The following is a 24,581-nucleotide window of genomic DNA, read 5'->3' on the forward strand; positions in this document are numbered from 1 at the left end:
TTTTACTTTCTACTAAATTTCTTAATCGATAATAGCCTGATATATTAAACGCTGAATATCGGTTCTTATATTTTCTTTTAGCAACAGATTATGATCTGCGCTGGGATAGGTTCGGTTTGCCAAAAATACGTAAACTATTTCTGTCTCAGGGTCTGCCCAGGCATAAGTTCCTGTAAAACCAGAATGTCCAAAACTAGACATGGACACACAACCACAGGTTGGTCCTTCGCCACTTAACTGCGGTTTATCAAATCCGACTCCTCTCCTGTTATCTTCATTCCTGTAATAGCTTTTATTAAAACGATCTATAGTCTCAGGAAGCAAAAATTGTTTTCCTCCATAATACCCCTTTTGTAAATACATTTGCATAATTTTCGCCACATCATTAGCATTACTAAAAATTCCTGCATGCCCTCCAATACCATTTTGCATAGCGGCACCCATATCGTGCACATAACCATGTACCTCACGATATCTGTAATAATTATCGACCTCGGTAGGCACAATTTTTTTATTGCTTATTTTATGATACGGATTATACAGGGTATTATTTGCTCCTAACGGTTCGTAAAAATGACTTTGCACTAACTGCTCCAGTGTTCTGTCGTAATAATCTTCAATAAATTTCTTTAATATATAGTAGGGGAAGTCGCTATATCTATATCTTAAATTTGGTAACAACTCAGAATCTTTAATAATTTTTTGAATTGAATCTGGATAGTCAGAACGTAGATACATATTTTTAGCTACCTCTATATCGAATGCTTTGCTGCGTTCCGTGGTATAATAAGTACCACTAGGACGTTTGGTTATAGAATCTAATGTGTGATAATAAAAGGGCTCCCACGGACGTAAACGTGCATAATGCGACAACATTTGCCTAATCGTTATATCTTCCTTGTTAGACCCTTTATAATCTGGTAATAATTCACCTAATTTAGAATCTAACGAAATAATACCCTCCTGCTCCAATTCCATAACCAATGGTAATGTAGCCAATATTTTTGTTAATGAAGCTACATCGTAAATGTCATCCCAGCCTACTTGCTCCTTTCCTTTATAGGTGTGTTTTCCAAAATTTTTATTGTAAATAACCTTGCCTCTTCGTGCGATTAAAAGTTGAATACCTGGGGTCATTTTACCTGATATTGCTTTTTGGACCAGTGAATCTACTTTCTTTAATTTTTTAGAATCCATGCCAACGCGTTCCGGTATGGAATATCCTAAACGTTTAATTGCATGCCGGTGAATACCATGACCTACAGGAAAAGTTTCTCCGATTGAAACTGGTAAAACCCCATTAGCATCAATTGCACCAAAAATAAGTTGAGCCGATTTTTGTTGGGCGATTTCAGAATTTTGATAACTGCAAATTATCCCTTCAATATTTGTTACAGATTTCAGGCTGGCCAGAGCATATGGTTTTACAAATGCATCTAAAATAACGGTATGAGATGCAGCTATATTTTCAATCCAATTTAATTCTTCTTCTGAAAACTCGAAACTTTTCCAAGGATTTGCATTTGAGCGATGAAACCCGATTATAACCGTATTGTAATCCTGTAATTTAGCCGTTAATTCATCAAAATTTGGTGCTGTAATTTGATGAATTTTTCCATATTTACGTAATTCATTAAAAAACACCGAACCATCGTCATCACCCAAACCAACATAAGCCATTGTCTTTGTTTCTAAGTTCTGTATTGGTACTAAATCTCTTTCGTTTTGCACCAGAGTTATCGCGTTTTCTAATAGTTCTTCGTAGAGAATATCATCTTTTAACCGATTTAAATCGGCTACCAAATTTTTTAAAACAATAGGTTCATAATTATTTAAACCTACTTTGAATTTCGCCTGAAGTATTTTTTTAACTGAATATGCTAATCGTTGTTCTGTAATTTCACCAGCATAGTACGCTTCAGTCATTTTTGAAACACCCACACCAACATCTTCACTCATTAACATAACATCGTTTCCTGCTTTAAAAGCCGCCAAATCAATAGCTCCTGTTTCACTAAAATTAGCTGCACCTTTCATAGTTAAAGCATCGGTAAAAGTCAATCCTTGAAACTGCAATTTGCTTTGTAAAATATCGGTAACTATATGTTCAGATAAAGATGAAGGATAACCTGAGCGCGGTTCTAAACTTGGCACATTTAAGTGCGCTACCATGACACTCGAAAGCCCTTCCGCTATTAATTTTTTATACGGATATAATTCTACGGCATCAATACGCTCTTTATTGAAACTAATAGTCGGCAACGTTTTATGAGAATCCTGGTCGGTATCTCCATGACCAGGAAAATGTTTAGCATTAGCTAATACACCGGCACTTTGCATACCTTTCATAAAAGCGAGTGCCTTTTCAGTAACATTATCGCGATCCTCCCCAAACGATCGGTTTCCTATAATGGGGTTTTTAGGATTTGTATTAATATCTACCACTGGGGCAAAATTAAAATGAACCCCAATACGTTTACAATGTTCGCCTATTTGTCTTCCTGTTTGTTCAACCAGTTGATTATCCTTAATTGCTCCAAGCGTCATATTCCAAGGAAAAGCATAGGTAGAATCCAATCGCATACTTAAGCCCCACTCGGCATCCATACCTACTAGTAACGGCACTTTAGACAAGGCCTGAAGTTCGTTATTTAATTTAGCCTGACGTACAGGTCCCCCCAAAGAGTAAATAATGCCTCCTATTTTATATTCTTTAATCAGGTTTTCTATTTTCTTTTTTGTAGCCTGATCTTGATTAGACATCACTTGAACCATATAAAGCTGCCCTATTTTTTCTTTTAACGACAAGCTATTATACACGCTATCTACCCATTTTTGCTGAGCTACTGAATCTTCTGTTAATAGTGGATTTATAGCCTGCTGAGCAATTGAAACTGATGTAATAAGAAATATGTTTAAATAAAGAAAGATTTGACGCATAAAAGGATTAATTAAGTATGACTAGCTGATTAAAACTAATATCATGCCAAAATAACACTTTTAAGAGTAAGATTAAAGCACTTTTCAATAGATTTATGAAAGGTTTTAAACAGATTATTCCATAATAAATTTAAAAACTTCTGAAACTAGCTTGAACTAAGAAAACTTTCCATACTCATCGTTCAAACACCTAAAAAACAAGCCTATTTTAAAAAGCGACTATGCCAACTCTCGCTTGCAGGAACTTCCCAATTTTCATTAAATTCGGCAACATTAGCTACCAAATTATTGAATACAATCGTATTTTTTGAAACCGCCCTGTCTTTAGCCATTTTTTTAAAATCGTTAAGTGATTTGTAAGCAACATACTCACCTTGCTTATAAGATACGTTCATCTTATCCATTAAATCAACCTTATATGCTTCTTCTAATTGTTGAATGAATCGAACAGAGGCATCAATTGAACAACCTGTCGCCTTGTTTAAATTTTGATTTAAGCCTATGATTATAAAGCGTTTATATTTTATTAAATACCCTGCATTTAAATCACTGCCATGGGCCGTCCAGTTATCGATAAACACATCTAACTTTTCCTCTATTTCCTTAATCTCTTCTTCTGTAAACGATCGATTAGCCTGATATATCCAAACTCGCGATTCTTCTGGTAAAGTATTAAAATCTACTAGCATTTTTTTCAATTTTTGGTGTTGCCATTTTCATATTAACATCTACTCCTACTGAGCATTTGCTATTAATTCAGCGACATCCAGTACCGTTATTTCGTTTTCTTTTTCTTTGGCTTTTACGCCATCTGTCATCATCGTATTACAATACGGACAACCTGTAGCAATTATGTTAGGTTGTGTTTGCAAAGCATCTTCGGTCCTAAGTACATTTATGTCTTTATCGCCTTTTTCAGGCTCTTTAAACATTTGAGCTCCACCCGCACCACAACACAAAGCTGTTTTTCGATGGCGTTTCATTTCAACTAATTCAACGCCTAAAGTTTGCAGTAATGCTCGGGGTGCTTCGTACACTTCGTTTGCTCGTCCTAAATAACAGGGGTCATGAAATGTAACTCGCTTTCCTTTAAACGTGTTTTCTCCTTCAATTGTCAAACGACCACTTTTTATCAGCTCATTTATAAACTCCGTATGATGTTGTACTTTATATTGACCTCCAAGCTGCGGGTATTCATTCTTTAACGTATTATATGAATGCGGACACGCCGTTACAATGCGCTTAACTTGGTATGCATTTAAAACTTCTATATTAGTTACCGCTTGCATCTGGAATAGAAACTCATTCCCCGCTCGTTTTGCAACATCGCCAGTACAGCTTTCTTCGGTTCCTAACACTGCAAAATCAACATTTGCTTTATTAAGAATCTTTACAAATGCCTTTGTAATTTTTTTAGCTCTGTCGTCATAGCTTCCCGCAGACCCAACCCAAAATAATATTTCAGGCTGCCGTCCCTCGGCCATACATTCTGCCATGGTAGGCACGTTAAGTACTTCGCTCATTACTTTTTATTTTAAAAAAGACAATGTCTTTTAATTTCGTTGTTCATTTATGGTTAAAATTGAATCCTGCATTTGGTTTTCTTCCTTCAATCTTGCAAAATCCTTTTTGGCAATTCGAATATACATAGCATGCCTAAAGCTCCCCTTTTCCAGTCTGAATTTTCTGTTATTCCTTACTAAAAATGTTCTCCGATAGGCTTCATTACCTATCTGTTCTTTTTGGAATTTTGTACAGTAGTCACAAAAAACTTTTTTTACCCGTATAGCTTGCGGCATAAAATTTTGATAATCTATTTCAGTGTAAACTTTTATTTGTAAGGAATCCTTTTGGTATCCAACCTGCGCCATAACATTTTTAAACAAAAACAAAAATACGATTATCGATATGACGCTTAAATATTTCATGTAATGTTATTCGTCTTTCCAGTTAAGTCTGTCCATTTGATTATACGGCCATGGTGCTCCATTGTTTTCAATATTAGTCATCATGGTATTTAATTCTGTTGGTGCAGCACTCTGCTCCATAACTAAATAACGGCGCATTTCCAGAATTATTGAAAGTGGATCTATACTTACTGGGCATGCCTCGACACAAGCATTACAGGTTGTACAAGCCCAAAGCTCTTCATTAGAAATATAATCGCCTAACAATTGCTTACCATCATCTTTAAACTCTCCTCCGTTGGCGTCGATATTTTTACCTACTTCCTCCAAACGGTCTCGTGTATCCATCATTATTTTACGAGGTGATAATTTTTTCCCAGTTAAATTCGCAGGACATTCACTGGTGCAACGTCCACATTCAGTACAGGTATAGGCATTTAAAAGTTGAACCCAATTTAAATCTTGAACATCACTAGCTCCAAATTTCTCTGGCATTGCCGCTTCTGCGCCTTCTGGTGGTGCTGCAAAAGGATCCACATTCGGATCCATCATCATTTTTACTTCTTTGGTTACTGACTCTAAATTATTTAATTGTCCTTTAGGTGTTAACTTTGCGTAATACGTATTTGGGAATGCTAACAGAATGTGCAAATGTTTTGAAAAATATAGATAATTTAAGAAAACTAAAATACCTACAATATGCAACCACCATGTGCTTCGCTCAATAAGATGAAGTGTACCTTCTGAAAGTCCATTAAACCATGGCACAATAAACTGACTGATAACATTACCAGAATTCATAGTTTGAAAATGTACATCGGTGGCATTCATAACTAAAAACAGGGTCATTAATACCATTTCGAAATACAAAATGAAATTTCCATCGTTTTTAGGCCATGCAGTCATTTCGGATTTCCAAAATCTTTTAAGTTTAATTACATTTCTTCTTATCCAAAATATAATTACCGCTACAAACACCAACAAAGCAAGGACTTCAAAAGTACCTATTAAAACCCCATATGTTGCTCCAATGCCAGAAAAAATGCGGTGTGTTCCAAATAAGCCATCAATAATAATTTCTAATACTTCAATATTTATAATTATGAAGCCCAAATACACAATAATATGCAAAATACCAGCAATAGGGCGACGCACCATTTTACTTTGCCCAAGGGCTATCATTGCCATATTTTTAAAGCGCTCTGACTTATTATCGCTTACATCGACATCGCGACCTAATTTTATGTTTCGTATTAGCTTCTTTACATTTTTAGCAAAATAGCCAATACCCGCTACTAAGATTATAGCAAATAGTATATTGGGCAAGTATTCCATGCGTATTTAGTTAGTTTCTTCTTTGGTATAAGGTATTTCCTTTTTCGATAATATTCTGAAATACCGTTTAGGGTGCAGTTTTATATCTCTTAGCAGCTCTTCCATTTCTTTAGTCGCTCCTTCTAAATTATTATAAAGACCTTCGTCCTTTAGCAATTTCCCTAAAGTACCATCGCCTTGTTCTACAGTTGCTAAAACATGTTGTAAACTTTCCAGAGTTTTATTTAAAGAAACTATTGTTGCTCCCATGTCGGCTTCTTTTAAATCTGCAAGCATTATTGACAAATCGGCACTGGAAGATTTAAAGTTTCCTAAAGTTTCTTCAATAGTTTCCTTGTTATCAATAAGATACCCATTAAGATGATGCGATGTTGCTTCGAAAGCTTGTAATGTTTCATTTAATTGAGCTACAGTGCTTTTCAAACCAGTCTCACTTTGATCATTTACTACTTTATTTAAGCTTACAATTAAAGAATCTGCCGACTTTAAAGTGGACTCTAAATCGGTACTTAATCCTGAGAAATTTTTAGAGAGACTTGTTACTAACCCCATTTCAACTTCAGATTCTAAAACATCACCCGGTTTCGCTTGTTCACCTTCTTCACTGACTAAAATAGCCAATCCGTTACCTCCCATTAAACCAGTTTCGTACATTCTTATTTTAGAATTCTTCGAAAATTTCAAATTTGGATTTACAGTGAACGACACATGAGTTTTGCCTGTTTCAAAATCGTAACTTATATCTTGCACCCTTCCCACTGTATTTCCTTTTACAGTAACAACCGAAGATTTGGTGAGTGCATTATAATCGAAATCGGTGTAATACAAATCTTGTGCTTCTAGCAAATTTCTTCCTTTTAAATAGTTGAAACCAAAAACAAAAAGAACAATTCCTAATACTACTAGTACGCCTGTTTTAACTTCTCTTGATATTTTCAAAGTGTATGATTTAGTTGAACAAATTTAAAATAAATTTACAAAGAACCCTTTTAATTCGCGGTTGTTTTTAAAGCTTCAGTAAGGCTTATTCGTTTTCCATCTTTGAATGCCACAATAAAACTCGAGGTATAACCTTTTTGCTTGGCAACTTCTTCCAGTTGTTTTATTTTGTTATAATCGGATGTACTGGCATAATAGTATTTGTACAAACTACCCTCTTTTGTTCTTGATATATCATTTAAACCTTTAAAGTTATAAGGTTTCGTATCGAGTGCTGTCGAGCCTGCCGCGATTTGAATTTTAAAGGTAATATTTTCGTATATAGCTGTTTCCATTGGCGATTCATCAGGTCGTACTTGACCTACAGACTCCTCTTCAATGAAAGCATATTCCCCAATATTTCCATCAATCATATGCTTATACTCTAAGATAGCATCGGCTACTGCTGTCGACATTTCACGTTGTCCTTTGCTTGAGTTTAAATAACCGCCTTCGGCTTTATAGGTTAAAAACCCGGTTTCAACTAACACACTGGGCATTACCGTTTGAAATAAAACCACAAAACCAGCTTGTTTAACACCTCGGTTTTTTCGTTTTAATTTATTGGTAAATTTCTTCTGAATTAAACTGGCTAATTGAATACTTTGATCCAGATACTCCTCTTGACTCAGAGAGATACTCATAATTGATTCCGGTGAATTCGGGTCAAAACCACTATAATTTTTTTCATAATCTTCCTCAAGAAAAATTACGGAGTTTTCTTTTTTAGCTACCTCGAAATTGGTTTGATTTCTATGGGTTCCCAAAACATAGGTTTCTGCACCATGCGCCGCCGAGTGATGCGCATTACAATGTACAGAAACAAATAAATTTGCATTTGCTTTGTTAGCAATGGTACCGCGTTCTTTTAATCCAATAAACACATCGGTTTTGCGTGTGTAGACCACTTCAATATCAGGATTTTTACCTATAATTTTCCCAACTTCCAATACAATTTTTAATGCTATATCCTTTTCTTTATATCCATTACCTAAATTACCGGGATCATGTCCGCCATGACCAGCATCAAGTACAACAACAAACTTTCCTTTATCATCAGATGGATAGATGCCTCGAAATGAAGAAAATGTTAATACTATTATAAAAGATACGAAAAGTAATATGCTATTCGTTTTCATTTGGTAATTCATATTATATATAAAATTTTAAATCTATGGCACTTTTTTGGTGGAAACATTACAACTTATATGTTATCTAAAATTAAAAGTAAAAAAACACCCTTTATTACTCCAATAAATTGTGTATACGTTTAATTTTAAAAATTAATCAATTTATAAATCAATCACAGAAAAATATATGTAATTTTGGCTTTTCAAAAACCGAGCCATACTTTTACAAAAATACATTTAAAAGCGTTGCATACAAACAACTTTAAAATACTTTTTGCATTAAGTTTTACCGTGTTTATTAACACGTTAAGCTTCGCACAAGACATTCCGAAAAAAGGAAAAAAAATTGAACGAAGTGCCGATACGGTAAGCATAAGTGTAGATAGTATTATTGCCCCGGAAATATCAGAGAAATCGCAGGACACAACCCTAATCGATTCTGTTCAGCCTAAAAAAGAATTGCTCGAACATACGGTAAAATACCACGCTACCGACTATACACGTTTTAATAAAACAGAACATAAACTTTACTTATATAATGAAGCGTCCATTGATTATGGCGACATGAATATTAAAGCTGGTGAAATCATAATAGATTACACGTCTAATACCGTTTACGCCAAAGGAATAACAGACACGATAAATGGTTACTCGCAAAAACCTGTTTTTTCACAAGGCAGTAACGTAGTTGAGCCAGATTCCATCGTTTTTAATACAAAAACAAAACGTGCTTTAATATATAATTCCCAAACTGAACAAGGTGAAGGTACCGTTATTGCTAAGATTACCAAAAAACAAAACGACTCGGTTTATTTTTTAAAGGAAGCTAAGTATACTACCGCTGAAGATTTAGACGACCCGGAATATTATTTCAGGTTAAGAAAAGCTAAAATTGTTCCTGGAAAGAAAATTGTTACCGGATTTACGAATCTCTACATTTATGACGTTCCAACTCCTGTTGCTCTTCCTTTTGGATTTTTTCCGCAATCTGAAAAGCAAACGTCGGGGATTATCATTCCTAGTTTTGGTGAACAAAACGACCGAGGTTATTTTTTGCAAAACGGCGGATATTATTTTGCCATTAGCGATTATGTAGATTTAGCCGTTTTAGGCGATTACTACACCAACGGAAGTTATGGGTTTCGAGCCGAAAGCACCTATGCAAAGCGATATAAATTTAGAGGAAATGTTGGTATACGTTACGAGAATTTAATTACCAGTGAGCGTGGCTTCCCCGATTATTCGAGAAATACGATTTACAACATTCGATGGTCACACAGTCAGGATTCAAAGGCTAGTCCAAATTCTAGATTTTCGGCATCGGTTAACTTAGGTAGTAGTAAATATTATCGGAATTCTATTAACCAAATAAACTCAGGCTCATTCTTAAACAACACTTTATCGTCATCGGTATCGTATTCAAAAACATTTTTAGGAGAACCTGCAGTTAATTTCAGTCTTACCGCAACGCATTCCCAAAATACAAATACTGAAACTATAAACATGACACTTCCTACATTTCAAGGTAGTGTAGGCCGTATTTATCCATTTGTTCCTAAAACGGGAAGCAAAAAAGGATTGTTTCAAAATATAAACCTTCAGTACAGTGTTAGAGGAGAAAACCGTATTACTACCACAGACGAGTTTTTTTTTAAAAGTGAAATGTTTGATGATGCGCGTACAGGATTTCAGCACAGTATTCCGCTTAGTACCAACTTCAAAATATTCAAGTATTTTAGTGTAAGTGCAAGTACCAGTTATAATGAAGTGTGGAATTTTAAAACCGTAAAGAAAACTTACGATGCTGCAGAAGAGGATATGGTTACAGAAACCTTAAATGGTTTTGACGCCTTTAGAACATACAATTTTAGCACAAGCTTAGGAACTACTTTATATGGTATGTTCAATTTTGAAAAAGAAGGACAGGATAAAAAAATTAAAGCCATTCGACACGTTGTGCGCCCATCAGTTAGTTACAATATCAATCCCGCTTTCGATAAATATTACGAGTCTGCAGAAGTAGTTAATGCCGATGGATTAACACAAGGAGAATTAGACGCCATTTACGAAAATGTAAATCTGGAATACACACGTTTTCAGGAAGGTATTTTTGGCTCGCCAAGTAAAAACTTTTCAAGTTCAATGGGAATTTCGGTGTCAAATAATTTAGAAGCTAAAGTACGTGATAAAGATTCGACAGCTAAAGAACCTAAAAAAGTTACTTTATTAAATAACTTGAATTTTTCAACCGCTTATAATTTTGCAGGCGATTCACTGCAATGGAGTCCGGTTAGAATGAGTGGCGGAACCCAATTTTTCAATAACAAAATGAGTGTGAATTTTGGAGCTACATTTGATCCTTACGCCCTCGATAACAACAATAGAAAAATTGATAAATTTAATATCGATAACGGCGGGAGCTTGTTTAGATTAACGAGTGCCAACCTAACTACCAGCTGGTCTATATCAAGTAAAAAAGCAAACAAAAAAGACGACCAAAGTAAACAACGTGCTATTGAAGAAAACGTTAGAAGCGGAGGTCGAGATGATGATTTATTTGGTGTGTCTGAAGATTTTGCAAATCAGCAATTTAGCCAAGATGATGAAGAGTCTGAAGAAAGCGAAAACTCACTTTACCGATATACAATTCCATGGAGTTTACGTATTGCTTATGCTGTAAACTATTCAAATAACCGACGAGAAAATGAAATCTCTTCGCATTCCCTTATGTTTTCGGGCGATGTAAAGTTATCAGATAAATGGTCTATTGGTTATTCATCGGGTTACGATTTAAAAAACGCAGGTTTCACGTATACTCAATTGCGTTTTGAACGTGACTTAAAAAGTTGGCGTATGAATTTTAGTTGGATTCCGTTTAGTGAGAGAACATCATGGAATTTCTTTATAGGTATCAAGTCGAGTATGCTAAAAGATTTAAAATACGAAAAACGCAGACAACCAGATGCTCGTTTATAACAATTACAAAAAACAGACAGCGATCTATAATTAAAAATTAATAATGAAAAAAATAATAACAACTACTAAAGCGCCCGCTCCAATTGGCCCTTATAATCAAGCAGTACTAAGTGGTAACACTTTATACACATCAGGACAAATAGCTTTTAATCCAGAAACTGGAGATCTTGTTTTAGACGATATTAAAACAGAAACCAAACAAGTTATGGAAAACATAAAAGCCGTTCTTGATGCTGCAGACATGACTTTTGAAAATGTAGTAAAGGCATCGATTTTCATCAGCGACATGGGTGAATTTGTAAATATAAATGAAGTTTACGGCAGCTATTTTAATGAAGAAACTGCTCCTGCTCGAGAAACTGTGCAAGTGGCTTGTTTGCCTAAAAATGTAAATGTAGAAATTAGTGTTATTGCAGTAAAGTAACCTGTTTTAACCAGTCTTCTTTTCAGCTAAAAGGTATTTTATTAAAATATCTTTTAGCTTATATACATCAATAGGTTTCGACAAAAAGGCGTTTAAGCCAAATTGTTTTACTTTAAATTTATCTTCTTTAAAATCGCTGGCAGAAACAGCAATTATAGGTGTATTATATGTTTCGTAAGTTTTAGTTTGTTTTATGGCTTTAGTCGCTTCAAACCCATCTAAATCGGGCATGTACAAATCCATAAAAATCAAATCGAAGTTTGATGAATTATAAAGTTCTAAAGCTTCATTGCCATTGGTTGCAAAAGTACAATTAATGCCAAATTGTTCTAACAAATGCTTTATTACTCTTCTATTCATTCTACTATCCTCGGCAACTAAAACGTTACGCTTTTCTGTTTCCAAGGGTACAATCTCATTTTTCTCTGGATTAACACTTAATGTTTTACGTAATTGTAGACTAAAATAAAATGTAGTCCCTTCATTTTCCTGCGTTTCAATTTTTAACTCGCCCCCCATGAGTTTTACTAGTTTATGGCAGGTCGATAATCCTAAACCACCTCCCCGATAGGACTGCGTTAATACAGTTGCTTGTTTTTTCGAAGAATTAAACAGTTCCTTAACTAATTCGGTTGGCATACCTGCACCGGTATCTTTTACATAAAAAGTAATAATCTGATCGTCTTCTATGGTTATAGTTTCATCTACAATTATTGAAATTTGACCTTTATCCGTAAACTTAATCGCATTATTAACCAAATTAATTAAAACCTGTTGAATCCTTAAAACATCTCCAATAAGAGAATGTTTTGCTCCTTTAGATTGCAAAAACTGATAATCGAACATTAAGCCTTTTTCCCAGGCCTGATATTCAAATACTTTAAATAAACTTTTCAATTCAGAATGCAAATCGAAAGCTTGAGTGTTCAACACAACATTGCCGGTATTCACTTCAAAATTATTGTAAAACATATTAACCAACTGATGCATATATTTTGAAGAAATATTGGCTATTTCCAGTTGTATATGCTGGTCTTCATTTAAATCTGTTTTCTTCAACATATCCAACATTCCTAAAACTGTACTTAGCGAAGTTCGTAACTCATAACTCGTATTTGCCAAATACTCTTCACTATAATCAGCTTCCTTTTTAGCCTGTTCTAGCTTCCTTTTTAAATCATTTACCAACTCTAAAGTATGCTTTCGTTTAGCCTTGTTTTTCACACTTTTATTAAAAAATAATTGCATCAGTAATAGTTGAAGAATTACCAAAAAAAATAAAATAATTATAATCGTGTTCAACGAAAGTTGTTGTTCAATATAGCTGTAAACTAAAAAAATAATCCCTACCATTAAAATTGGTAAAAGTGCATAAATTAAATTTTTAGAAATTACTGGTTTCATATTTGAGTAAATGATAGCGAATTACTGTTTAAACAAAACTATCCATAATTACATGAATTAACAAGTGTATTACCTGCAATTAATTAAGTTAAATTATTTAATTTTTATAAATTTATACATAGATAGCTTTAAGTAACACTAACCCTACACCCATGCGCATAGAATATGATATAAAACTTGGATTTAAAGATGTTATGATTCGACCTAAACGCTCTACTTTAAAAAGCCGGTCGGAAGTGAGCTTAGAACGTGAATTCAAATTTTTGCACAGTCCCTTAAGCTGGAATGGTATACCTATTATGGCTGCTAACATGGATACAGTAGGTACTTTCGATATGGCAAAAGCCTTATCTGAAAAAAAAATTTTCACAGCAATACATAAACATTATTCTGTAACCGATTGGAATGTATTTGCATCTCAACTACCTGAAAATATTGAAAACTATATTGCCGTAAGTACAGGTATTAGCAAACAAGATTCAGAAAAACTAGCATCCATTTTTAAATTCAATTCCAATTTAAAATTCATTTGCATTGACGTGGCTAACGGATACTCTGAACATTTTGCACATTTTGTAAAAAAGACCAGAACATTATACCCCGATAAAGTTATAATTGCAGGAAATGTTGTAACAGGAGAAATGGTTGAAGAGCTTCTACTTTCTGGTGCAGATATTGTAAAAGTAGGTATTGGTCCAGGCTCCGTTTGTACAACTCGTGTTAAAACTGGTGTTGGCTATCCGCAACTTTCTGCTATTATAGAATGTGCCGATGCTGCTCATGGTTTAGGCGGACAAATAATTAGCGACGGTGGCTGTACAATCCCTGGAGACATTGCTAAAGCCTTTGGTGCTGGTGCCGATTTTGTAATGTTAGGCGGAATGCTAGCCGGACATACGGAAAGTGGTGGCGAAATAATTGAGAAAAACGGAAAGCCTTACAGAAAATTTTACGGTATGAGTTCGTCTACCGCCATGGAAAAACATGTGGGTGGTGTTGCAGAATATCGTGCTAGCGAAGGAAAAACTGTTGAAGTTCCCTATCGAGGAGATGTTGAAAATACAGTTCAGGATATTTTAGGAGGACTTCGAAGCACTTGCACATATGTTGGAGCACAACGCCTGAAAGAGCTTACCAAACGAACAACGTTTATTCGGGTAAATGAGCAAGAAAATCGCGTATATAACGAATAAATCAATAGATTAATTTCATGAAACAAATCATTACATTTGGAGAAGTTTTAATGCGTTTATCGCCGGAAGGAAACAAAAAGTTCATGCAAGCTAATTTGCTGGAATTCTATTTTGGTGGCACCGAAATAAATGTAGGTATTTCAATAGCTAATTTTGGAGAGAAAGTAAAGCACATTAGTTGTGTTTCTGATGATTTTGTTGGAGACACTGCTATTTCATACATTCAGAAATTTGGGGTCAGTACCTCAGCTATAGCGCGCTCTAACCGTCCGTTAGGTGTTTACTTCCTTGAAGTAGGAGCGGTTATGCGTCCCAGCTCTATTTCCTATAACCGTTCACACTCCTCTTTTGCCGATATTCGGCCCGAAATGGTTCCTTGGGAGAACATACTGAAAAAAGCTAAGTGGATTCACTGGACAGGTATAACACCAGCACTTTGCAAAGGAGGCTACGACACTTTAAAAGCAGGTTTATTACTGGCTAAAAAAAGTGGCATTCAAGTTTCAACCGACCCTACCTATCGCAAAGGATTATGGAAATATGGAGAAAATGCTAAGGAAGTTTTATCAGATTTAATTTCTCTCTCTACCATTTTCATTGGTGGGGTAAACGAAATAAACGAAGTACTTGAAACTAATTATTCTTATTCTAATGAAGATTTTATTGAAGCAAGTAAAGAGTTGATGAAGCATTTCCCGAACATCACAAAAATATTTGACAAAATACGAACTCCTATAAATGCTTCTTGGCATAAAATACGAGCCAGAATGTGGAATGGTAATGAATTTAGAGAAACAACCGATTTTGATATTACTCATATCATTGATCGCATTGGTACAGGTGATGCCTTTGCTGCCGGACTTATTTATGGTTTACAATCTTTCGATGACTATAAAGCTATGGAATTCGCCAGTGCTGCATGTGCTTTAAAACATACTTATGAAGGCGACGTAAATTATGCAACAGTTGATGAAGTTACAGCTATTTTAAATGGAGACGTATCAGGTAGAGTTAACCGATAAACCTAAAATTACAATTTACTTAATAAAGCAAGTTTTAATATTATATTATCGTTTTAATTCAAAAAAGATGCTCAAAATTATTTACACAACAATTTAGATAACAGAAAATTAAGCATTTTTCATTCTTAATCGTTTTTTAACACACTTGGTCTTGTTTGGTTAAAAAAACACTTAAATTGTATATCAATTTAAACGATTATCTATGGCTTTAAAAATTGTAATTTCACACAAAACAAAATATAAATACGATCGTAAAGTAGCATTATCACCACATATATTTAGGTTACGTCCCGCGCCACATTGCAGAACTCCCATTGAATCCTATTCCATAAAAATTGAGCCAAAGGAGCAATTTTTCAATTGGCAACAAGACCCCTTTGGAAATTACATTGCGCGACTGGTATTTCCCGAAAAGACAAAAGAATTATCGGTTGATGTAGAAATTATTGCCGATTTACAAACCATTAATCCATTTGATTTTTTTGTTGAAGAATATGCCGAAGAATATCCATTTAAATATGACAAAACGGTAAAAAAAGAACTATTACCATACCTTGAAATTACTGATGATGGGCCGCTATTAAAGGATTTTCTTAAAACCATAGATTACACACCTCGAAAAACCATTTTCTTCTTAATCGATATAAACCGAAAAATTTACGAATACTTAAATTACAATATTCGAATGGAGCCCGGTGTTCAATCTTGTGAAGACACCTTAAAGCTAAAAAACGGTTCTTGTCGTGATTACGCTTGGTTATTTGTTCAAACCCTACGCCATTTAGGTTTTGGCGCCCGATTTGTTTCTGGATATATTGTTCAACTAAAATCCGATGAAAAATCACTAGATGGCCCATCAGGTCCTGAAGAAGATTTTACCGATTTACATGCTTGGGCTGAAGTCTATATTCCCGGTGCTGGCTGGGTTGGTTTCGATGCAACTTCTGGTTTATTGGCTGGCGAAGGTCATATTCCTTTGGCGTGTACACCCTCCTTTGAAAGTGCTGCTCCAGTAACAGGTATGACCGATACATGTGAAACAAAATTTGAATTTGAAAATAAAGTAACCCGAATATTTGAATCACCAAGGGTTACAAAACCTTATACCGAAGAACAATGGAAAGCCATTTATAAATTAGGTCATAAAGTTGAAAAACACCTTCAAAAAGGCGATGTCAGGCTAACCATGGGTGGCGAACCTACTTTTGTTTCCATAGATGATATGGAAGCCCCCGAATGGAATACCGAAGCCGATGGACCACATAAACGCGAATTAGCTAAAAACCTTTCTGCTAGACTTTATGATACTTTTGCTAAAGGTGCAATTATTCATCAAGCGCAAGGCAAATGGTATCCGGGCGAGCCTCTACCACGTTGGCAAATTGAAATTTGCTGGCGTAAAGACGGAAAAAAAATCTGGAACAATAAAAAACTGTTTTCTCTTTTTTCTGACAAAACACAACTTCCTAAAAATGCCGATAAACTTTTCCTAGAAACACTTTCAAAATATTTAGGGATTACCAATAAAACCATTATTCCTACTTTCGAAGATTCGTTTTATTTTCTGTGGCAGGAAGGCCAAATGCCCTTAGATGTCGATCCAACAAAGGAAGACGGCAATATGCTGGTTAAAGAAAAACTTCAGCAAATATTAAAAGATGGCACTTCAAAACCCACAGGATATGTTTTACCATTAAATAAGACGGCAGGTAATTGGCACACCTGCTACTGGAAATTTCGTCGAAACCACTTATTTTTAATTCCAGGAAACTCTCCAATTGGTCTAAGATTACCGCTAAGTGCATTACTTGAAAAACCAAATGATGAGGAGTTCCCTGTTTATCAACCTGATAATTTTTCAAAAAAGAAGGCGTTGCCAAGTTACCAACGCATTGTATCAAAGCGAATTACCCAAATAACAAAACATGGCGTTCCCGAAAAGAAAACCAATTATTTTATTAGAACAGCATTATGCGCCGAAATAAGAGACAACAAATTACATTTATTTTTACCTCCCTTAGATAGTATTGAATACTTTTTAGATCTGATGGCATCTATTGAAGCTACCGCAAAAACATTATCAATACCTGTAGTACTCGAAGGCTACGATGCTCCAAAAGACAACCGACTTGACTCCCTTAAAGTTACACCAGACCCTGGTGTTATTGAGGTAAATGTTCAACCTGCAAATAACTGGGAAGAATTGTGCCATAACACCATAACTCTTTACCAGGAAGCTAAAAAATCGCGATTAGGAACGGAAAAATTTATGTTAGATGGCAAGCATACCGGAACCGGTGGTGGTAATCATGTTACTTTAGGTGGCACCTCTCCTGCCGATAGTCCGCTACTACGAAAACCTAGTTTATTACGCAGTTTACTTACATTCTGGCAGCATCACCCGGGCTTATCCTATTTGTTTTCTGGAGCATTTATAGGAGCTACTAGTCAGGCTCCAAGAATTGACGAAGCCCGTATGGAAAATCTTTATGAATTAGAAATTGCCTTTAGTCAAATTCCTAAAGATGGTAAGGTTCCCTTTTGGTTAACCGATAGATTATTTAGACATCTTCTAACCGATTTAACCGGAAACACCCATCGCGCCGAGTTTTGTATCGATAAATTATATTCTCCCGATTCATCTTCAGGAAGATTGGGTATATTAGAACTGCGTGCCTTCGATATGCCTCCTCACCCACAAATGAGCTTGATGCAAAATTTGTTAGTTCGAACTTTAGTCGCTTGGTTTTGGAAAAAACCTTATGAACATAAATTAGTAAGATGGGGTACAGAACTACATGACAAATTTTTAATTGAACATTATGTTCGCGAAGATATCAAGGATATCGTTTATCAACTTAACAAAGCTGGTTATACCTTTAAAGAAGACTGGTTTAACCCATTTTTCGAATTTAGATTTCCGTTGCATGGTATGGTCGAAATTAATAACATGCATCTGGAAATTCGAGCAGGTATTGAACCCTGGAATGTTTTAGGTGAAGAAGCTACCGGACAAGGAACTGCACGCTATGTAGACTCGTCGGTAGAACGCCTACAGGTAAAATTAAATAATTTTAATAACGATCGTTATGTATTAACTTGTAACGGCATAAAAGTGGATTTAAAAAGCACGCCTAAAAAAGAAGAGTATGTTGCTGGTGTTCGCTACAAAGCATGGAACCCATACTCAGCTCTACACCCCACAATCGATGTGGACACGCCATTGGTTTTCGATATTGTAGACACCTGGAACAAACGCTCCATTGGAGGCTGTACGTATTTTGTGTCGCATCCGGGCGGACGAAGTTATGATGCTTATCCTGTAAATAGTTATGAAGCCGAATCGAGACGCATTAGTCGATTCTGGGAATTTGGACACACCCAAGGCGAAATAGAACCTATAGCGCAGAACCTAGACGGTTCTACAAAACGTGTAAAAGAAAAAGAAAGTGCAAAAAAATTCAGTTTTAAAGTACTGCCTGCTAATTTAGAATTTCCAAATACATTAGATTTGCGAAAGAAATAAACTAAACTAATTGATGACCACAGATTTAAACATATTATTTCAGAATTATTTTTCCAAAGAGAAAAATTATGATGAAGCTTTAAAATCTGATTTAACCGTCAATCCAAATTGGAAAAAGTTGCTCGACAACGTTTCCGAAATGGACATAAAAACCTTAACCGCAAAGCAAAATGAAATTGATTGGTTAATGGATGAAAACGGCGTAACCTATAATGTTTACAACGACCCGCAAGGCATGCAACGCTCTTGGGATTTAAATATCATTCCGTTTATAATTAAAGCCAACGAATGGCATACTATTGAAAAAGGTCTTCAGCAACGTGCTGAATTATTAAACTTGATTATTAAAGATATTTATGGTAAACGAGACCTTATAAAAAAAGGCATCATTCCGCCTGAAGTCATTTTTGCCCACCGAGGTTTTTTAAGACAATGTGATCAAATTCAATACAAAACTTCTAAACATTTATTAATTTATTCCTCAGATTTAGCACGTGGACCAGATGGCAGAATGTGGGTGGTTAACGACCGAACGCAAGCACCTTCGGGTATGGGGTATGCTCTGGAAAACAGATATTCCTTGAACCGTGTTTTACCTAATTTATTTAAAGATATTAACGTAAAACAATCCTCTGGCTTCTTTTACGATTTCAATCAAATGTTAATTGATGCTGCCCCACAGAATAAGGAAAATCCTAGTATAGTTATACTTACGCCTGGCCCGCTAAATGAAACTTATTTTGAGCATGCTTATATGGCGTCTTTATTAGGATATCCACTTGTTAACGGTAACGATTTAGTAGTTAGAAATGGAAAAGTTTATTTAAAAACGCTTAAGGAACTAAAACAGGTTGATGTTATTTACCGACGTGTAGACGATGTCTTTATGGATCCTTTAGAATTAAGAGAAGATTCCTATTTAGGAGTTACCGGATTGTTAGATGTGGTCAGAAATAAAAATATTAGTATTATTAACCCTGTTGGAAGTGGCGTACTCGAAAATTCGGGTTTAATACCTTTTATGAATGCCATTTGTAATCATTTTTTTAATGAAGATTTAATATTGCCACAAATTGCTTCTTGGTGGTGTGGCCAGGAAAAAGAACGTGAGTTTGTATTTAAAAACATTAAGAACTTTGTAGTAAAACGCATAGACCGTTCCAATAGAGAAAGTTTGTTTTTTTGCGAATTTTTAGATAATAATGCTCTAGAAACCTTAAAAAAAGATATTTCTGCAAACCCTTATCGCTATGTTGCTCAAGAAAAAATAACATTTTCTACAGCGCCCGATTTTGTAAAGGACCATTTAGAAGCCCGCAAAGTTTTATGCCGAACTTTTGTTATTGCTAAAAAAGACCAGTATCAGGTCATGCCAGGCGGACTAGTAAGGGTAGCCCCGGAACGAGAAAATTTGTTTGTTTCGAATCAGCGGGGCGGGGTAAGTAAGGACCTGTGGGTACTATCCAATGATCAGGAAGATAATATAAAACATTATGCCTGGGACAATACCTGTAAAATTTCCATTTCAGATATTAACGATTTACCTAGTAATACCGCCGAAAATTTATTTTGGTCTGGTCGTTATTTAGGACGAACACTCGTTACCGCTCGCTACATAAGAATGATCCTTAACAGGATGAGTGACGAGCAGTATGACTCGAACACTTCCAGCTCCGAAAGTTTAGTGTATTTATTACATGCTTTAACGAATATCACCTCAACTTTTCCTGGATTTACAGGAAAAAATAACGAAGCTTTATTAAATAACCCTTTAAAGGAAATTATTTCATTATTGTTTGATAAAAACCGCTTAGGCTCCTTTGCACAAGCCTTGAATAGTTTTAATAACTCATATTATTCATTGCGTAATTTATGGTCTAAAGATATGTGGCGCGTTTTTGATTCGATAAAAAAGTTGTGGACTAAATTCGAACAAGCAAATGTTTATACTATACCAACAGTTACGAAGCTTTTAGATCGTACCATCACCAGACTTATTGCCTTCATGGGGTTAATAGAAGAAAGTATACTCGTTCAGCAAGGCCTTTTACTATATTTTATTGGCCTTCAAACCGAACAAGCATTAATGCAAATTTCTAAGTTTAGATCGCTTATGGTTTTCAATTACGATGAACGTTTGCAATATGATATATTAGAAGCTTTGCTTAGTAGTGATGAAAGTTTAAATATTTACCGGTACAGTTACCGATCACATTTAAGTTTAGAAAACGTTATTAATTTGACATTACTGGATAAAGAATACCCAAAATCTTTAACTTACAGACTTAAACGTATTCAAAAAGATATAGATCGCTTACCGTATACCGAAAATATTGGAAATCAATCTAACTGTCAAAAGCTAATTGATCTAGCTAATGCTAAAATTTCTAAACTTAATATTGCTGAATTAATGATTTTAAATTCAGATGAATCTTTACGAGAGCGTCTAGATGCGGAACTTACTGAATTAAGCGACTTACTTCATGAAACCTCATTATCGCTGTCGGGAACCTATTTTAATCATTCTTACCAGCAAACACAGTTAATAAATCAAAATTTCCCTTTATCATAAATTATGGTTTTTCAAGTTTCTCATACTACCAGTTACGATTACGAAAGTTATGTTACTTTTTGTCATAATATTGCAACTTTAAAACCAAAAACTTTATGTGGTCAAACACTTTTGGATTACAAACTTGAAATAACACCGAAACCTACTGAAATAACCGAGCGCGTTGATTTTTTTGGAAATTATATCACCCGATTTTCACTTCAAAAGGAACATAAAACATTAAAAGTTACTGCTACGAGTAAAGTGTCGAGAAATTTTGAAGCCCAACCAAATATTGATGATGTTCCCACAGCAAAAAACATAACCCTAGCAGATGCCTTAAAAGCTTTAAAAAGTAACGACGAGGCCATTATAGACGCCAGACAATACATTTTAGAGTCTGTTTTAATAGCAAAAATATCACCCGAAATTAAGGCCTATGCCGAAGTTTCTTTTAAACCAAACCGCTCCATATTTGATGCTGCTTTGGAGCTTATGCAGCGCATATATACAGAGTTTGATTTCGATCCCACTTTCTCTAACGTAGCGACACCTATTCACGAAGTTTTTAAAGCAAAAAAAGGGGTATGTCAAGATTTTGCTCAAATTGCCATAGCCTGTATTCGTTCGGTTGGTTTACCAGCGCGATATATAAGTGGGTATATTGAAACAATACCTCCCCCAGGAAAAGAAAAACTAATTGGAACTGATGCCTCGCACGCCTGGTTTTCTTTATATATTCCGGGATTTGGCTGGGTAGATTTTGACCCCACGAATAATCAAACACCTAAAAATCAACACATTATTGTAGCCTGGGGTAGAGACTATTATGATGTACCTCCACTAAAAGGTGTAATTTATAGTACCGGTAGTAATAAAATGCATGTAGCTGTTGATATCAGACCTTTTAATGAAGTTAAATAATTGTTATTTCTATTCTGGATTTATAGATAACTAAAATACAACTTGAAAGAATCATCGATTCTTTTAAAAAATTAATGTTTAGTCAAAATCACCTGCCCCTTTGATCCCGATTCATATGGAATTAACTCATAAATAAAATCTGGATTTAATCCATTTTCTGTTCGATGAGACACATATAAAATTGCAGTTTCGGTTTCTTTCGCTATTTTATTAATTAAGGCAGTAAACAGCTTAACATCGGCATCATCTAAACCATTGGTAGGTTCATCTAAAATAAGTAATGGTGGATGCTTTACCATGGCGCGAGCAATTAACACCAAACTTTGATAGCCTTTTGATAGGGATAAAAAGTCTTGTTTTCTAATATCAAACATATCCAACACCCGTAACCAGTGTTGCGCAATTTTTATCTGTTCGTTGGTAGGTGTTTTATACAAACCAATGGTATCGAAAAATCCAGAAACAATCATGTTTCCAATAGAATCCAGTCTTGTAAATCCTCGAAGCATATCTGACGAAAAATATCCTATTTTCTGTTTTATTTCCCAAACACTTTCGCCACTCCCCTTTTTTATCCCAAACAAGGTAATGTCTTGACCAAAAGCTTTTGGGTTATCACCAAAAATCATACTCAAGATTGTACTTTTGCCTGATCCATTAGGCCCTTTTAATTGCCAGAATTCTCCCGCTTTGATTTCCCAGTTTATTGCTGCTAAAATTGGGCGTTCTCTATAATCTACAGATACGTTAGTAAATTTTACAATTGGGTTAATTTGATCTGTAAACGATCTGTATGCCTGAGGTAATTCAACATAAAAAGGCGCGCTATTTATTTCAACCTGTTCTGCTTCTATTGTGTATTCTATGAGGTTGCCATTATCAAATTGATATGTCTTATCTATAAAAGGTAAAAGGTCTTCTTGCCGCTTTAGAATTTGAATAATTATTGCCTTATGACTTAATTTGGATAAAGTTTTTATTATTTCTTCCTGTGATTGAACATCTAAATTCCCAAATACATTATCTACGATAATATATTCTGGTTTCTTTGAAATAATATAATTGAGTAATGCCTTTTTTCTTTCGCCTTGTGAAGAAAATTCAAGGCTATTACCTGAAACTGTTTGTACGTTACACGAGCCATGTAATCGTTCTTCTTTAATGTATTTATTAATACTTATTTCTGAAAACAAAGCACCTTTTAAATGAGACCATGTACCTAACTTGGTTTCGTTTTGAATACAATCAATAAGATGTTCTTTATTAACTTTATTAGAAATGCAAATCGCTAAATGCTCATTCAAAAGGTGTCTGTTTTTCTAAGTATTATTTTAAGTTTTTTACATGGAACTCAACCAACCCTTCTATAGGTCGGCGCTCAAAATTACCAACGGTGAATCCCATTTCTTCGGCAACTTCTATTATTTGATCTTTAGCAAAATAAGCAATCGAACCTGCAAAATGCACTGGTACGTTTTTAAGTTCTTCAGCATATTGGAAAATCATAGTATCTGCGAACTGACGAATACCATTTTTTATCAACTCTAAAATATAATCCGAATCTTTATTTAAAAACATAAATTCAGCAAAATGAGCCAAATAAGCATTTGGGTTCGGTTTTTTGTACAAATTATACTTAATATAATCGGTATCCATGTTATACTTACTTTCAAAAGCCACTCTTATATTTTCAGGCATTTTGTTGAAATAGTAATCACGAATAAGCTGTTTTCCGTAATAATTACCGGATGCATCATCCATAATAATATAACCTAAGGAATTTACGCGCTGATGCAACACTTTACCATCAAAATAACTACAATTTGATCCAGTACCTAAAATACAAACCACTGCAGCTTCTGTATCGGTATTAACTGTTGAGAATACGGCTGCCATAGTATCTTCATGAACATGAACTTCAGCATTGACAAAAACCTCTTCTAAAACGCCTTGTACAACACCTTTTGGTTTTTCTGTTCCACAGCCTGCTCCATAGAAGAACACGTGCGATACCAATTTTCTGTTGGCCTTCAAATCCTCATGGTCTTTAATAATGCTTTTCATTTTTTTCTCGGAAATGATTTCAGGGTTAAGTCCCTTTGTACGCATCTTTTCCAGCATTTTATTTCCATCTTTATCTACTGCAATCCAATCGGATTTTGTAGAACCACTATCAACAATTAAAATCATGAGCTACTAATTAAAAAACTCCACAGACATTTGCTTTTATTACAATAACCTGTGGAGTGTTTATACTTTTAAAAATCTATT

The 24,581-nt window shown here is 34.9% G+C and carries 17 protein-coding genes; 7 read left to right on the forward strand and 10 right to left on the reverse strand.

Features of this window, described 5'->3' with window-relative positions; all coding sequences use genetic code 11:
• Positions 1-21 precede the first annotated feature (21 nt).
• The 7 genes from ICJ83_RS08415 to ICJ83_RS08445 form a co-directional block, all read right to left on the reverse strand.
• Positions 22-2,940: a glycoside hydrolase family 3 N-terminal domain-containing protein gene (locus tag ICJ83_RS08415; RefSeq protein ID WP_188229944.1), complete on the reverse strand. Its 2,919-nt coding sequence runs from the start codon at positions 2,938-2,940 to the stop codon at positions 22-24.
• A gap of 203 nt (positions 2,941-3,143) precedes the next feature.
• On the reverse strand, positions 3,144-3,629 hold the full coding sequence (locus ICJ83_RS08420; RefSeq protein WP_188229945.1) for an ABC transporter ATPase: 486 nt from the start codon (positions 3,627-3,629) through the stop codon (positions 3,144-3,146).
• 45 nt (positions 3,630-3,674) lie between these two features.
• On the reverse strand, positions 3,675-4,463 hold the full coding sequence (locus ICJ83_RS08425; protein ID WP_188229946.1) for a (Fe-S)-binding protein: 789 nt from the start codon (positions 4,461-4,463) through the stop codon (positions 3,675-3,677).
• Between the two features lie 30 nt (positions 4,464-4,493).
• Positions 4,494-4,868 carry a hypothetical protein gene (locus tag ICJ83_RS08430; protein WP_223154665.1) on the reverse strand — a complete coding sequence of 125 codons (375 nt, stop codon included), beginning with the start codon at positions 4,866-4,868 and terminating at the stop codon, positions 4,494-4,496.
• Positions 4,869-4,874: 6 nt separating this feature from the next.
• Positions 4,875-6,182, reverse strand: a complete 1,308-nt coding sequence (locus tag ICJ83_RS08435; RefSeq protein WP_188229947.1) for a (Fe-S)-binding protein — start codon at positions 6,180-6,182, stop codon at positions 4,875-4,877.
• Positions 6,183-6,188: 6 nt separating this feature from the next.
• Positions 6,189-7,121: an MlaD family protein gene (locus tag ICJ83_RS08440; protein WP_188229948.1), complete on the reverse strand. Its 933-nt coding sequence runs from the start codon at positions 7,119-7,121 to the stop codon at positions 6,189-6,191.
• Between the two features lie 50 nt (positions 7,122-7,171).
• Positions 7,172-8,299 carry an N-acetylmuramoyl-L-alanine amidase family protein gene (locus ICJ83_RS08445; RefSeq protein WP_188230290.1) on the reverse strand — a complete coding sequence of 376 codons (1,128 nt, stop codon included), beginning with the start codon at positions 8,297-8,299 and terminating at the stop codon, positions 7,172-7,174.
• Positions 8,300-8,485: 186 nt separating this feature from the next.
• Here ICJ83_RS08445 and ICJ83_RS08450 point away from each other — a divergent pair, with 186 nt between their 5' ends.
• Positions 8,486-11,266 (forward strand): putative LPS assembly protein LptD, encoded by a 2,781-nt coding sequence (locus ICJ83_RS08450; RefSeq protein WP_188229949.1) that lies wholly within the window; start codon positions 8,486-8,488, stop codon positions 11,264-11,266.
• A gap of 43 nt (positions 11,267-11,309) precedes the next feature.
• Positions 11,310-11,690, forward strand: coding sequence for a RidA family protein (locus tag ICJ83_RS08455; protein ID WP_188229950.1), 381 nt, complete (start codon positions 11,310-11,312; stop codon positions 11,688-11,690).
• 6 nt (positions 11,691-11,696) lie between these two features.
• Here the strand turns inward: ICJ83_RS08455 and ICJ83_RS08460 are convergent, their stop codons facing one another.
• The gene (locus tag ICJ83_RS08460) at positions 11,697-12,938 is read right to left on the reverse strand and encodes a response regulator (RefSeq protein WP_188229951.1); all 1,242 of its coding nucleotides are present in this window, start codon (positions 12,936-12,938) and stop codon (positions 11,697-11,699) included.
• Between the two features lie 308 nt (positions 12,939-13,246).
• Between ICJ83_RS08460 and ICJ83_RS08465 the strand changes: the two genes are divergently transcribed.
• The 5 genes from ICJ83_RS08465 (at position 13,247) to ICJ83_RS08485 (ending at position 22,310) form a co-directional block, all read left to right on the forward strand.
• Positions 13,247-14,287, forward strand: a complete 1,041-nt coding sequence (locus tag ICJ83_RS08465; RefSeq protein ID WP_188229952.1) for a GMP reductase — start codon at positions 13,247-13,249, stop codon at positions 14,285-14,287.
• 17 nt (positions 14,288-14,304) lie between these two features.
• On the forward strand, positions 14,305-15,309 hold the full coding sequence (locus tag ICJ83_RS08470; RefSeq protein ID WP_188229953.1) for a sugar kinase: 1,005 nt from the start codon (positions 14,305-14,307) through the stop codon (positions 15,307-15,309).
• A gap of 202 nt (positions 15,310-15,511) precedes the next feature.
• Positions 15,512-18,835, forward strand: a complete 3,324-nt coding sequence (locus tag ICJ83_RS08475) for a transglutaminase family protein (RefSeq protein WP_188229954.1) — start codon at positions 15,512-15,514, stop codon at positions 18,833-18,835.
• Positions 18,836-18,848: 13 nt separating this feature from the next.
• The gene (locus ICJ83_RS08480; RefSeq protein WP_188229955.1) at positions 18,849-21,407 is read left to right on the forward strand and encodes a circularly permuted type 2 ATP-grasp protein; all 2,559 of its coding nucleotides are present in this window, start codon (positions 18,849-18,851) and stop codon (positions 21,405-21,407) included.
• A gap of 3 nt (positions 21,408-21,410) precedes the next feature.
• Positions 21,411-22,310: a transglutaminase family protein gene (locus tag ICJ83_RS08485; RefSeq protein ID WP_188229956.1), complete on the forward strand. Its 900-nt coding sequence runs from the start codon at positions 21,411-21,413 to the stop codon at positions 22,308-22,310.
• A gap of 71 nt (positions 22,311-22,381) precedes the next feature.
• Here ICJ83_RS08485 and ICJ83_RS08490 read toward each other — a convergent pair whose 3' ends face one another.
• Together ICJ83_RS08490 and ICJ83_RS08495 are read right to left on the reverse strand one after the other, a co-directional pair.
• Positions 22,382-23,614 carry an ATP-binding cassette domain-containing protein gene (locus tag ICJ83_RS08490; protein ID WP_188229957.1) on the reverse strand — a complete coding sequence of 411 codons (1,233 nt, stop codon included), beginning with the start codon at positions 23,612-23,614 and terminating at the stop codon, positions 22,382-22,384.
• Positions 23,615-23,636: 22 nt separating this feature from the next.
• Positions 23,637-24,500 (reverse strand): N-acetylglucosamine kinase, encoded by an 864-nt coding sequence (locus ICJ83_RS08495; protein ID WP_188229958.1) that lies wholly within the window; start codon positions 24,498-24,500, stop codon positions 23,637-23,639.
• Positions 24,501-24,581: the final 81 nt, after the last annotated feature.

The sequence above is a fragment of the Aestuariibaculum sediminum genome, from assembly GCF_014596945.1.
GTDB lineage: Bacteria > Bacteroidota > Bacteroidia > Flavobacteriales > Flavobacteriaceae > Aestuariibaculum > Aestuariibaculum sediminum.